Source organism: Streptococcus suis (assembly GCF_002960625.1).
In the GTDB taxonomy this organism is placed as follows: Bacteria; Bacillota; Bacilli; order Lactobacillales; family Streptococcaceae; genus Streptococcus; species Streptococcus suis_T.
In genome coordinates this window covers 1-11,981 of the sequence record NZ_POJH01000037.1, presented here as the reverse complement: position 1 = coordinate 11,981, position 11,981 = coordinate 1, and the positions used below count along the sequence as shown (strand labels likewise).

The window sequence follows — 11,981 nt, the reverse complement described above, 5'->3', positions numbered from 1 at the left end:
ACTACTCGGCTCATCGCATGAACCTATTCTACCATAATCTGGAAAAATTGCAAATCACACTAATCCAAACGTTCTTGAATAGTCACCTGAACTCTATCACCAGCCTGTTTACCTATGGCAGCTCGAATAGCCTTCTGAATTCCGATAATATAGCAGATATTCCCTTCTGTATCACAAACTCCCATATTTACGATTGAACCATCATAAGGATGTTCATCAAATGTGGCATGTACCTTTACCCTCCCCTTGCCAAATTCCTCTCGAATATCATAAGGAAAGATGACATAGGCTCCTCCCTTATCTGGAACAGGGTGGATAACTGCTTCAAATTCATATACTTTAGACATATCCACTCCTAAATGTACTTACTGGCTTCACGAATGGATAGACCTGCCATTTGAGAACTATATTTATCAAGAAAATCCCGCACCCATTCAGGATTGGTTTTAGAATAATCTCTCAAACTCCAGCCAATCGCCTTGTTAATGAAAAATTCAGTTTGATTGAGATTGTTAACGATAATTTTCTCAAGAAGTTCTATATCTGTCTTTTCTTTTTGCAAGAGTTGGTGGTCAATGGCAATTCGCCTCAACCAGAAATCACCATCAAGGCTCCATTCCAAAATGGTCTGCTTGGCCTCTGGATTGTCCATTACAATCTTGCCCACTAGCTTGTCCAGACCGTCAATACTATCCCACCAAGACTTGGCCTGGGCTAATTTTTTCAAGCGAGGCAGGTCAGCTAAAACCAAGTCCTTTTTCTTTGTCACCAGATAATCAATAGCAATATATTGAAACTCACGGTAGGGTTTAGCCCAACAAGCCTCTACAAAATCCCAGTTAATTCCCTGAGCCTTGAAATCTTTGAAAAACTGCTTGGCAACTTTTCGGCGGTCAGGCGTTCGTACACCCAAGAATTCAAAGTTATTTTTCATATAAGCCTTCATAGGCTGGGCTTGACTAGTATCAGCCACAGCATTGAGCCGTTTCTCTAATTCTTCAATTTTCATCCATTTCACCTACCAAAGATTTTTGAAGCCAGACAATATCATGCCAAGTCCCAAATTTATATCCCACCTTTTTGAAATGAGCCACCTGTTCGTAGCCCCGTTTCTCATGGAGAGCTAGGGAAGCTGGATTGGGCAGGGCGATACAGGCTAAAAAGTTCTTAAAACCACGCGCCTTCAGGTCTTCTTCCAAGGCATCATATAAAAGACTTCCGAACCCTTTTCCACGCGCCTCTTGAGCAACATAAACAGACAATTCCACTGTCCAATCGTAAGCAGCGCGGGCATAGTAGGTCGATGCATAGGCATAGCCCACAACTCGCCCTTCTTCTTCAGCGACTAGATAGGGAAATTTCTCCAAAGTCTTTTCAATACGACCGGCAAAGTCCGCCACAGTCGGCACTTCTGTTTCAAAAGTAATGGCGGTACCTTCAACATAAGGAGCGTAGATAGCCACCAAATCTGTAGCATCCTCAATCTGAGCTGACCGAATTCTTATTATCTAGTTCTCCAGCAACTCTCTGTCATAAATCGTATAGTCACAGCGATAAATAATCAAACGCTTGCCGTCAATTAAGAGTTCAGAAGTCTTAGGTGCATCGGAAGCATAGAGGGACACCTTATCTCCAGCATAGGTCGCAAGAGGTGTTCCGTTTTGCGAACGAATTAAAACAACCTTTGCTTTACCTGTAAAATCATTTTTCAGGCTAGAAACCATTCGATTGACAATGGGAATGGAAGGATCATAGTTGACCATATCTACAGAAGATTGATACTTGGCAAATAAATCCTCCAAACCTTCTTCTGCAGCAATCAAGGACGAACCAACATGGTCAATTTCATAATTACCAAGTGTCACCTTCAAAACAGACGAATCCGCATTGGAATAACCTTCGGCATCCACTGAATCGAATTCTTCATTCCGCGAAATCGATAGGGACTTACCAGACATCTCATCGATTAACTGAGAATTCTCATCAAATGTCCGAACCGTCATTTCCAAGCCAATCCATTCTTCCTTGGTATTTTTCCACCAATTTGAAATTGATTGACAGGCAGACAAAGTAAACAAACTTGCGACTAAGACGGCACTAAGTACTAGTTTTTTATTCCATTTCATATAAAACCTCCAATGGTTGATACCTTATTGTACCACGTATACAAAAAATACCAAAATGACCAGCAGATTGCAGTTTAGAACCCCAAAAATAGCATGGTAATCTTATATAACCTATTCTGTAAAAGAAATAGGAAAAATAAAATAAATATCAATAAATTCATTTCAAAATTACTATATAATCATTTGACTTTTTGTTTGAAAAGGGTTACATTTTATTTGATATATTAACAAGGAGGAACGCTTATGAAGTTACTTGGAAAAGTTGCGCTGATTACTGGTGCTGCATTTGGTCTTGGTAAAGGAATTGCTGAAGTCTACGTAAAAAATGGGGCTCAAATCTGCATGATAGATAGAGATGAAGCCGTTGAGACAACGGCACAAGAATTGCGAGAAAAGTATCATGCAGACATCATTACACATATAGCTGATGTTCGTGAAATAACACAATTACAAGAGGCTGTAAATAAAACGATTGCTGCATTTGGTTCTCTACATATAGCCTGTTGCAATGCTGGAGTCTGTCGATTGGCTCCATTTGAAGAATTTACAGAAGAAATGAGAGATTTCCATATCGATGTAAATATCAAGGGTGTCTGGAATACTTGCCAAGTCGCCATTAAGGAAATGCTAAAAGGAAACGGAGGTAGTATTGTCATTGCTTCTTCTGTTACAGGAGATATTGTGGCAGACCCTGGAGAAGCTGCATATGCAATGACCAAAGCAGCAACAGTCGGTTTAACCAAATGCTTGGCTGTCGAGTATGCTCAAAGAAATATTCGTGTAAACTGTACACAATTAGGATACGCACGTACACCAATGGTAGAACAAATGGCTTTAGAGTCTAATCCTGAAAACCCTGAGCAAATCATCGGGGGAATTGCAAAAGCAGTTCCAATGAAACGATTAGCAGACCCTAAAGAAGTTGGAGAATTATTTGCTTTTCTTGGAAGCGATGAAAGTAGTTATATAACAGGGGCTCAAATTGTCATTGATGGAGGAGCTACTCTGCCAGAGACTGTCGATATGGGAGTCTAACGCACAATGTAATTAAAAGGAGAATAACAAGATGAACCATCATCAAGGTATTCTCCTTTTATGCTATAAAAAACCGCCCTATCGGACGGTCACGGTTCATCAAAGAAAAATGGTCACTCGATGAAAATTAACACTAGTCTAGGAAACGAAGCCGCAGATTATACTTGAGTATATCAAGGCAAGTTGACGCCGAATAGTATTAATTTTCGATGAGTGAAAAGACATCGTTCAAGTTCTCAGCCATAGTCGGATGGGTGAAAATTTGTGTTTTGAAGTAGGTATAAGGGATATTGTTATCAATCGCCATAGCAATCAAGTTAATCAGCTCCTCTGAATTACGACCAAAGAGTGTGGCACCCAGAACAAGCTTACTTTCCTTGTCTACGATAACCTTGAAAATACCTTTAAGATCATTATTGACATGGGCACGTGGCATATTGGCAACAGGCAGTTCATTGGCAATGTAGTCGTAACCTGCTTCCTTGGCTTCCTTCTCGGTCAGACCGACACGAGAAAGCACAGGCGTAATAAAGACACTGGTTGGAATAGACTTACGTTGGCTCAAGCTATAAGTTCCAGTCCCAGTCAACTTGCCGAAGACGATACGGAAGTCGTCTAGGGATGTATAAGTGAATTGTGGACCACCATTGACATCACCCACTGCATAGACACCTGGAACTGTCGTTTCGCAGTAGTCATCCACCTTAACAGCACCATTTTCCAAAAGCTCAATCGCCGTATTTTCCAAGCCCAAGTCAGCAGTATTCGGCACACGACCTGTCGCATAGAGGACAGCGTCGAAGATTGTTGTTTGACCGTTGACTGTCACAGCAACCTGCTCGCCCGCAGCTGCTACTTGCTCGAGTTTCGCACCCAAGACAAAGGTCACGCCAGCTTCTTCCATATACTCCTTGGCTAGCTTAGCAACCACTTCCTCTTCTCTCGGTAAAATAGCAGAGCTTGCTTCATATACTGTCACCTGACTGCCGAGTTTGCTGTAAAGTCCAGCAAATTCAAGTCCAATGTTGCCACCACCGATAATGGCCAACGTGTTAGGACGAGTTTCCAAGTTCTGAATGCCTGTACTATCATAAACGTGAGCTGTATCCAACAAACCTGGAATTGGAAGCACGCGCGACTTGGCACCTGTGTTGATGACAATGGTTTCCGCAGTTAACTGAAGGCGTTCTTCTCCAGCAACTACCTCTACAACCTTGTCAGCCACAAACCGTGCGTGACCTTGATAAAGATTGACACCGCTGCCTTTCAAGACCGCTTCATTTTTGTTCCGCAAACGAGTGGTCACAGTTTCCTTCTGCTCCATGACCTGCTCGAAAGTCCAATTTTTATCTGCTGCAACCAAGAGGGTCTTGGTTGGAATACAGCCGATATTGATACAGGTCCCGCCAAACATGGTAGGATTTTCCTCAACCAAAGCTACCTTTTTACCAGCTGCAGAAAGCTTTCCTGCTAAGGTCTTTCCTGCCTTACCAAAACCAATAACTAACAAATCAAATTGTTCCATAAGATTCTCCTTTTATTTTTTCAACATTAGTCTATCAAAAAAGAATAATTTTGACACAATTCTGCTACGAGAGAGTCTTTTGTAATTTTTAACTAGAAAACACAAGAATAGTGGACAAGGGAAGACCATTTTTGATACAATGTATCCAAATACTAATCACTTAATACAATAATAAGGAGAAAAAATGTATAACATCGTTCAAAATTGTAAAACCTACTTCCCTATTCTGTTAGCCAGCTTTGGCTTTGTAAAAGGCTGTCAAATTATCTTTGAAGAACTGGCAACACCAAATGGCATGGAGGCCAAGTATCCCTTGTTTTTACTGACCATATCTGTGGCCGCTCTCTATATCATTCCCTTGGTCTATTTCATCCGCTACTTGGAAAAGCGCTATGCAATTTCTAAAAAAGTCAGTCAGTTGAGTTGGATTTTGGGACTAACTGCCGGAGTGGCTTTTTCAGACTATGGACACACTGCTATCGGCTACTTTTTGCTAGAGATTGTTCAGGTCAGTGATGATTTTCGTTATGACTGGGGGGCTGCTGTTTCTGCCCCGTTTGCAGAAGAATTTGGCAAGGCTCTGGTTGTTCTCTTGGTTTTACTAATTGCAAGAAAAATAACTCTCAAACATGCCTTGGTCAGTGGTATCATCGCTGGTCTTAGTTTCCAAATCGTTGAAGATATCATGTTCACCTTCCGTGATATGTTTATTGGTAAACTAGATGGGTTTGAGACCATTATCGGTCGTGTGGGACAGGCTGGTTGGACCCACTGGGTATTTACCATGCTCTTTGCTGTTGGTATGGTGGCACTTTTTACCAAACAAAAAGCCATGTCAACAGTTCAAGGTCTATTTTGGATTGTGGCAAGTATCGGTCTGCACTTCTTCTTCAACTCCCCATTGCATACAGGTATTTTGACAACCCTGCTTCCGATGGCAAGTGTCTTGCTGGGACTTCTTGCCTTTAAAACGATTGATCAAGCACCAGAGTAACAGAAAAATCCGCCCAACCGAGCGGATTTTTTCTATTCATCAGATTAGAACAAACCAATTGCTGTCCCATCTTCTGCCACGTCCATATTGAGGGCAGCAGGAACTTTTGGAAGTCCTGGCATGGTCATGACATCACCTGTCAGAACGACAATGAAGCCTGCTCCCAATTTTGGCACAAATTCACGAACTGTAATGTCAAAGTCTGCCGGTGCACCAAGGGCAAACTGATCATCTGAGAAGCTGTATTGGGTCTTGGCCATGCAGACTGGCAACTTATCCCAACCGTTCTTAGCAAACTCAGCCAGCTGGTTACGAGCCTTCTTCTCAAAGACAACTCCAGAACCACCGTAGATTTGTGTAACAATCTTAGTCACTTTTTCTTCTAAACTGTCTTCTGCCTTGTAAAGACGTTGGTAGTTGGCCGCTTGATTTTCAATGGTGGCAACAACTGTTTCAGCCAACTCAACACCACCATCAGCGCCATTTGCCCAAACACTTGCCAACTCGACAGGTACGCCAATTTCAGCGCAAAGATCTTTCAAAGCGGCAATTTCATCAGCTGTATCTGAGACGAATTCGTTAATAGCAACGACTGCTGGTATACCATACTTCTGGATATTTTCCACGTGGCGTTTGAGGTTTGCAAAACCAGCTTTCACTGCTTCAACATTTTCAGCAGAAAGTTCTGTCTTAGCTACACCACCGTGCATTTTAAGGGCACGCAGGGTTGCTACAATCACCACAGCATCTGGAGCTTTTGGAAGATTTGGCACTTTGATATCAAGAAACTTCTCTGCTCCAAGGTCAGCCCCGAAGCCTGCTTCTGTTACGGTATAGTCGGCCAATCGCAGAGCGGTTGTGGTAGCGAGGACTGAGTTACAGCCATGAGCAATGTTAGCAAATGGACCGCCATGGACAAAAGCTGGCGTGCCATAGATAGTTTGGACAAGGTTTGGTTTGATAGCATCCTTCAAAATGAGGGTCAAAGCACCTTCCACCGCCAAATCACGCACGTAGACAGGACTGCGATCGAAACGATAACCGATCACGATATTGGCCAATCGTTCTTTCAAGTCATTGATGTCTGTCGCCAAACACAAAATCGCCATGATTTCAGAAGCAACGGTAATATCAAAACCATCTTCACGAGGAATACCATTGAGCGGACCACCCAAGCCAACAGTTACTTTACGCAAAGCACGGTCGTTGAGGTCTACCACCCGTTTCCAGATGATACGGCGTTGGTCAATACCGATTGCATTTCCTTGGTGGATATGGTTATCAATCAAGGCTGAAAGGGCGTTGTTAGCCGTGGTAATGGCATGCATGTCACCTGTAAAATGCAGGTTGATGTCTTCCATTGGCAAGACCTGAGCATAGCCACCACCTGCAGCTCCACCTTTGATCCCCATGACAGGTCCCAAAGAAGGCTCACGAAGGGCAATCATGGTTTTCTTGCCAATCTTTGATAGTGCATCAGCCAAACCGATAGTAATAGTCGACTTACCTTCACCAGCTGGTGTTGGGTTGATAGCCGTCACCAAAATTAACTTGCCTGGTTCATTGTCCTTAACGGCATTGATTTTATCGAAAGACAGTTTTGCCTTGTATTTTCCATAAAGTTCAATATCATCAAAGCTGATACCAACTTTTTCAACGATTTCTGTGATGGGTTTTAATTCTACACTTTGTGCGATTTCAATATCGGTCTTCATAGTAGCTCCTTTTCCATATTTTTCACAAACATTATACCATATAAAAACTATTTTTCGCATATTTTCTAAAAATTCGTAGCAAATGTACGGTTTTTAATGATTTTTCCTTGTTTTTCTTGGAAGGTGTTCGAAAAATCAGTCTAGAAAGACTACTGATAATCGTACTGAGTAAAACTTTGTGAAAATCCCCTCTCAGAAACTTTACGAAAAATGGAAATTCTAGTACAATATGAACATGAAACTATTGATTACATCAGGTGGAACAAGTGAAGCCATCGACCAAGTCCGCGCCATTACCAATCATGCCTCTGGCAATCTCGGAAAAATCATTGCAGAACAGGCTTTGAAAGGTGGACATGAAGTCACATTGGTCACGACAAAACAGGCTCTTAAACCACTGCCACAAAAGAATTTAACCATTATTGAAATCACAAATGTTGAGAGTTTAAAATCGACTTTAGAACCTCTGGTTAAGTCCCACCACGCCCTCATTCATAGCATGGCGGTATCAGATTATACACCTGTTTATATGACTGGCTTGGAGGAAGTTGAAACAACCGAAGATATCTCTAGCTTATTAGATAAGAAAAATGCTGAAAGCAAAATTTCTTCCAAAGATGACTATCAGGTCCTTTTCCTCAAGAAAACTCCCAAGGTCATTTCCTATGTCAAGAAATGGAATTCAGCTATCCAACTAATCGGCTTCAAGCTCTTAGTAGATGTTCCAAAGGAAGAATTATTTGCAGTTGCTCGCCAAAGTATTGAACGCAATGGTGCAGACTATATTGTGGCCAATGACTTGATAGATATCAAGGGTAATCAACATATCGCCTACTTGGTAGACAAGACTTCTGAAGTTCAGGCAACTACAAAAGAAGAAATTGCTCAGCTGATTTTGAAAACCTTGGAAAAAGGAGAAACAAATGGCTAATATTACTCTTGCCGTTACTGGCTCCATTTCTGCCTATAAGGCAGCAGACTTGACCAGTCAATTGACCAAACTGGGTCATCAGGTGACTGTCCTCATGAGCCGCTCTGCTATGGACTTTATCACACCCTTGACCTTCCAATCCTTGTCAAAAAATCTGGTTCACATAGATGTCATGCTGGAAGAAAATCCTAGCTCTATCAAGCATATTGATATTGCCAAGGCGACTGACCTCTTCATCGTGGCACCTGCTTCTGCCAATACCATCGCGAAATTGGCACATGGCTGGGCAGATAATATGGTTACCGCAACAGCTCTGGCCCTACCCCTTGGGACCAAAAAACTTGTTGCCCCTGCCATGAATACCAATATGTACCTAAATCCTGCTACACAGAAAAATCTCAAAACCCTAGCTGAATACGGCTTTGAGGAAATCAAACCACGCGAAGCCCTTCTTGCTTGTGGCGATTTTGGAACAGGGGCCCTTGCTGAAATTGAGATTATATTAGAGAAAGTGAGTTCTACACTGAATGAAAACTAACAAAGCCAACCAAGTCGCAACCCTAGCTATTTTTATTGCTGTTATGGTCGTTATTGAAACCATCAGTCAGGCTATCTTTGCTGCCTTTGTCCTCCCTGTCAAACCAACCATTACCCACATTCCTGTGATCATTGCCAGCATTATTTATGGTCCTCGGATTGGTGCCCAGTTGGGTGGATTTATGGGGATAATGAGTATCATCCGTAACAGTATTATTCTCTCTCCCTTAAGCTATGTCTTCTCTCCTTTTGTTGAAAACGGAAACATTTACTCTGTCATCATTGCTCTTATACCACGGATTTTAATTGGAGTTGCCCCTTACTTTATCTACAAATTGTGGCAAAATAAAGAAGGTCTTGCACTCGCTGGTTTAACTGGTACACTCACCAACACCATCTTCGTACTTTCCGGAATTTTCTTCTTCTTCGGTGGGGTCTTCAAGGGAGATATTCAAGCTGTTTTAGCAGCCATCGTCTCTGTTAATTCTATCGCTGAAATGATCATTGCAACTATTCTAACCCTTGCAATTGTTCCGGTTTTACAGAAAGTTAAAAAATAAATATCAGAAAATCACGTGAAAGCGTGATTTTTCTTTTCAAACATGGTATAATGAAAGCGTTTAATAGAAAAATTTTAAGGAGATATGCGATGACTTATCAAGAAAACTATCAGACATGGCTCGACTTTGCGGACCTTCCAGATTACTTGCGTGAAGAATTAGTCGCAATGGATGAAAAAACCAAAGAAGATGCCTTCTATACAAACCTTGAATTTGGTACAGCGGGAATGCGTGGTTATATTGGTGCGGGTACTAACCGTATCAACGTATTCGTCGTTCGTCAAGCTACAGAAGGTTTGGCAAAATTGGTAGAATCAAAGGGTGAAGAAGCTAAAAAACGTGGTGTTGCCATCGCTTACGACTCACGTCACTTCTCTCCAGAATTTGCCTTTGAATCAGCTCAAGTTTTGGCAGCGCATGGCATCAAATCCTATGTATTTGAAAGCCTTCGTCCAACTCCTGAGTTGTCATTTGCAGTTCGTCATTACAATGCCATCGCAGGTATCATGGTGACTGCCAGCCACAACCCTAAAGAATTTAACGGCTACAAGGTTTACGGTGAAGACGGCGGACAAATGCCACCAGCTGATGCAGATGCATTGACCAACTTCATCCGCGCCATTGACAATCCATTTGCAGTTGAATTGGCTGACCTTGAAGCAAGTAAGGAAAATGGCTTGATTACAGTTCTTGGCGAAGAAACTGATGTTAAGTATCTTGAAGAACTCAAAGACCTCAACATCAACCCTGAACTGATTGCGGAATACGGTAAAGACATGAAGATTGTCTACACACCACTTCATGGTACGGGTGAAATGTTGGCTCGTCGTGCCCTTGCACAGGCTGGCTTTGAGTCTGTTCAAGTTGTGGAAGCACAGGCAACTGCTGACCCTGACTTCTCTACTGTCGCTTCACCAAACCCAGAAAGCCAAGCTGCTTTTGCCCTTGCGGAAGAATTGGGCCGTGAAGTCGGTGCAGATGTTCTTCTTGCAACTGACCCAGATGCTGACCGTGTTGGTGTTGAAGTTCGTCAAGCAGACGGTTCTTACTGGAACCTCTCTGGTAACCAAATCGGTGCTATCATTGCTAAGTACATCCTTGAAGCCCACAAGCAAGCAGGTACACTTCCTGCAAACGCTGCCCTTGCTAAGTCAATCGTATCCACTGAGTTGGTAACTAAGATTGCTGAAAGCTACGGCGCTACCATGTTCAATGTCTTGACTGGTTTCAAATTCATCGCTGAGAAAATCCAAGAGTTCGAAGAAAAACACAACCATACTTACATGTTTGGTTTTGAAGAAAGCTTCGGCTACCTCATCAAACCATTCGTGCGTGACAAGGATGCTATCCAGGCTGTGCTTATGGTTGCTGAAATTGCTGCCTACTACCGTTCACGTGGCATGACCTTGGCTGACGGTATCGATGAAATCTTCAAAGAATACGGCTACTTTGCTGAGAAAACAATCTCTGTTACCCTTTCTGGCAAAGACGGTGCAGAACAAATCAAGGCAATAATGGCTAAGTTCCGCGATAACTCACCAGCACAATTCAACGCAACTGACATCGCAGTCTTTGAAGACTTTGCCCTTCAAACCAAAACAGATAAAGATGGAAACGTTGAAAAACTCACTACTCCTCCATCAGATGTCTTGAAATACACCTTGGCAGATGATTCTTGGTTTGCCGTTCGTCCTTCAGGAACAGAACCAAAAATCAAATTCTACATTGCAACGGTTGGTGAAACCCTTGCTGAAGCAGAAGAAAAAATCGCCAACATCGAAAAAGAAATCAACGAATTTGTTGGGTAAGAATTGGAAATCAAAAAGAGTCGCACACCGCGGCTCTTTTTTTGATGAATAAAGAGAGAGCGAAGTATTCACTCTCTCTAACTCTAGCTTTTCAACAGTCCACTCGGTTGACAATGGGCATCTTTAATACAAATAGTTTCAATGCACTAGTCATTTCTTCTTATTAAAGTTCCAGCCAAAGATAAGCTAGCAACAATAGCGCCCCCACTCATAATCAATATGAATGTTGAGTCTGTTTCACCTGTATTTGGCAATACTGCTACTTTTGTTCCTGGAGCCACCTCTACTTTAAGTGGTCCTGATTGAACTGGAACACTTGGAGTACTCAGTGGGGTTGGAACTACCGATGGAGTTGGAACTACTGGCGCAGTTGGAACTACTGGCACAGTTGGAACTACTGGCGCAGTTGGAACTACCGGTGGAGTTGGAACTACTGGCATAGTTGGAACTACCGGTGGAGTTGGAACTACTGGCGCAGTTGGAACTACCGGTGGAGTTGGAACTACTGGCGCAGTTGGAATCACCGGTGGAGTTGGAACTACTGGCACAGTTGGAACTACTGGCGCAGTTGGAACTACCGGTGGAGTTGGAACTACTGGCACAGTTGGAACTACCGGTGGAGTTGGAACTACTGGCGCAGTTGGAACTACCGGTGGAGTTGGAACTACTGGCGCAGTTGGAACTACCGGTGGAGTTGGAACTACTGGCGCAGTTGGAATCACCGGTGGAGTTGGAACTACTGGCACAGTT

At 42.7% G+C, this 11,981-nt stretch carries 13 protein-coding genes; 6 read left to right on the top strand and 7 right to left on the bottom strand.

Annotated features, from left to right (window positions below):
* Positions 1-59 precede the first annotated feature (59 nt).
* The 4 genes from C1G49_RS08745 to C1G49_RS08730 are packed head-to-tail and all read right to left on the bottom strand — an operon-like array spanning position 60 to position 2,126.
* Positions 60-347 (bottom strand): DUF1905 domain-containing protein, encoded by a 288-nt coding sequence (locus tag C1G49_RS08745; RefSeq protein ID WP_105125384.1) that lies wholly within the window; start codon positions 345-347, stop codon positions 60-62.
* Between the two features lie 8 nt (positions 348-355).
* On the bottom strand, positions 356-1,009 hold the full coding sequence (locus C1G49_RS08740; RefSeq protein WP_105125383.1) for a DNA alkylation repair protein: 654 nt from the start codon (positions 1,007-1,009) through the stop codon (positions 356-358).
* A complete protein-coding gene (locus tag C1G49_RS08735) occupies positions 999-1,508 on the bottom strand; it encodes a GNAT family N-acetyltransferase (RefSeq protein WP_105125382.1) in 510 nt (169 codons plus the stop codon). Before C1G49_RS08735 ends, C1G49_RS08740 begins: the two co-directional genes overlap by 11 nt.
* On the bottom strand, positions 1,509-2,126 hold the full coding sequence (locus C1G49_RS08730) for a DUF5052 family protein (protein WP_105125381.1): 618 nt from the start codon (positions 2,124-2,126) through the stop codon (positions 1,509-1,511).
* 243 nt (positions 2,127-2,369) lie between these two features.
* On the opposite strand from C1G49_RS08730, the gene ucpA reads away from it, so the two are divergent.
* Positions 2,370-3,161 (top strand): SDR family oxidoreductase UcpA, encoded by a 792-nt coding sequence (ucpA, locus tag C1G49_RS08725; protein WP_105125380.1) that lies wholly within the window; start codon positions 2,370-2,372, stop codon positions 3,159-3,161.
* 199 nt (positions 3,162-3,360) lie between these two features.
* Here the strand turns inward: ucpA and C1G49_RS08720 are convergent, their stop codons facing one another.
* Positions 3,361-4,686 carry an FAD-containing oxidoreductase gene (locus C1G49_RS08720; protein ID WP_105125379.1) on the bottom strand — a complete coding sequence of 442 codons (1,326 nt, stop codon included), beginning with the start codon at positions 4,684-4,686 and terminating at the stop codon, positions 3,361-3,363.
* A gap of 184 nt (positions 4,687-4,870) precedes the next feature.
* Here C1G49_RS08720 and C1G49_RS08715 point away from each other — a divergent pair, with 184 nt between their 5' ends.
* Positions 4,871-5,680, top strand: coding sequence for a PrsW family glutamic-type intramembrane protease (locus C1G49_RS08715; RefSeq protein ID WP_105125378.1), 810 nt, complete (start codon positions 4,871-4,873; stop codon positions 5,678-5,680).
* A 44-nt stretch (positions 5,681-5,724) separates the two neighbouring features.
* Here C1G49_RS08715 and C1G49_RS08710 read toward each other — a convergent pair whose 3' ends face one another.
* Complete coding sequence (locus tag C1G49_RS08710; RefSeq protein ID WP_105125377.1) at positions 5,725-7,395, bottom strand: formate--tetrahydrofolate ligase; 1,671 nt, start codon at positions 7,393-7,395, stop codon at positions 5,725-5,727.
* A gap of 235 nt (positions 7,396-7,630) precedes the next feature.
* Here C1G49_RS08710 and C1G49_RS08705 point away from each other — a divergent pair, with 235 nt between their 5' ends.
* The 4 genes from C1G49_RS08705 to C1G49_RS08690 all read left to right on the top strand — a co-directional run bounded on the left by C1G49_RS08705 (position 7,631) and on the right by C1G49_RS08690 (position 11,231).
* Positions 7,631-8,326, top strand: a complete 696-nt coding sequence (locus tag C1G49_RS08705) for a phosphopantothenate--cysteine ligase (RefSeq protein WP_161941088.1) — start codon at positions 7,631-7,633, stop codon at positions 8,324-8,326.
* Positions 8,319-8,864 (top strand): phosphopantothenoylcysteine decarboxylase, encoded by a 546-nt coding sequence (coaC, locus tag C1G49_RS08700; RefSeq protein ID WP_105125375.1) that lies wholly within the window; start codon positions 8,319-8,321, stop codon positions 8,862-8,864. The genes C1G49_RS08705 and coaC overlap by 8 nt, the downstream gene beginning before the upstream one ends.
* Positions 8,854-9,423 (top strand): ECF transporter S component, encoded by a 570-nt coding sequence (locus C1G49_RS08695; RefSeq protein ID WP_105125374.1) that lies wholly within the window; start codon positions 8,854-8,856, stop codon positions 9,421-9,423. The genes coaC and C1G49_RS08695 overlap by 11 nt, the downstream gene beginning before the upstream one ends.
* 89 nt (positions 9,424-9,512) lie before the next feature.
* On the top strand, positions 9,513-11,231 hold the full coding sequence (locus C1G49_RS08690) for a phospho-sugar mutase (RefSeq protein WP_029185965.1): 1,719 nt from the start codon (positions 9,513-9,515) through the stop codon (positions 11,229-11,231).
* 146 nt (positions 11,232-11,377) lie between these two features.
* Here C1G49_RS08690 and C1G49_RS11015 read toward each other — a convergent pair.
* Positions 11,378-11,981, bottom strand: a 604-nt coding sequence (locus C1G49_RS11015; protein ID WP_153048234.1) for an LPXTG cell wall anchor domain-containing protein, incomplete at its 5' end; no start/stop codon positions are given.

Bases quoted from the DNA above. Each gene is read 5' to 3' on its own strand.
- C1G49_RS08720 (WP_105125379.1), bottom strand. From the start codon at position 4,686: ATGGAACAATTTGATTTGTTAGTTATTGGTTTTGGTAAGGCAGGAAAG.
- coaC (WP_105125375.1), top strand. From the start codon at position 8,319: ATGGCTAATATTACTCTTGCCGTTACTGGCTCCATTTCTGCCTATAAG.
- C1G49_RS08740 (WP_105125383.1), bottom strand. From the start codon at position 1,009: ATGAAAATTGAAGAATTAGAGAAACGGCTCAATGCTGTGGCTGATACT.
- C1G49_RS08695 (WP_105125374.1), top strand. From the start codon at position 8,854: ATGAAAACTAACAAAGCCAACCAAGTCGCAACCCTAGCTATTTTTATT.
- C1G49_RS08705 (WP_161941088.1), top strand. From the start codon at position 7,631: ATGAAACTATTGATTACATCAGGTGGAACAAGTGAAGCCATCGACCAA.
- C1G49_RS08730 (WP_105125381.1), bottom strand. From the start codon at position 2,126: ATGAAATGGAATAAAAAACTAGTACTTAGTGCCGTCTTAGTCGCAAGT.
- C1G49_RS08715 (WP_105125378.1), top strand. From the start codon at position 4,871: ATGTATAACATCGTTCAAAATTGTAAAACCTACTTCCCTATTCTGTTA.
- C1G49_RS08690 (WP_029185965.1), top strand. From the start codon at position 9,513: ATGACTTATCAAGAAAACTATCAGACATGGCTCGACTTTGCGGACCTT.
- C1G49_RS08745 (WP_105125384.1), bottom strand. From the start codon at position 347: ATGTCTAAAGTATATGAATTTGAAGCAGTTATCCACCCTGTTCCAGAT.
- ucpA (WP_105125380.1), top strand. From the start codon at position 2,370: ATGAAGTTACTTGGAAAAGTTGCGCTGATTACTGGTGCTGCATTTGGT.
- C1G49_RS08710 (WP_105125377.1), bottom strand. From the start codon at position 7,395: ATGAAGACCGATATTGAAATCGCACAAAGTGTAGAATTAAAACCCATC.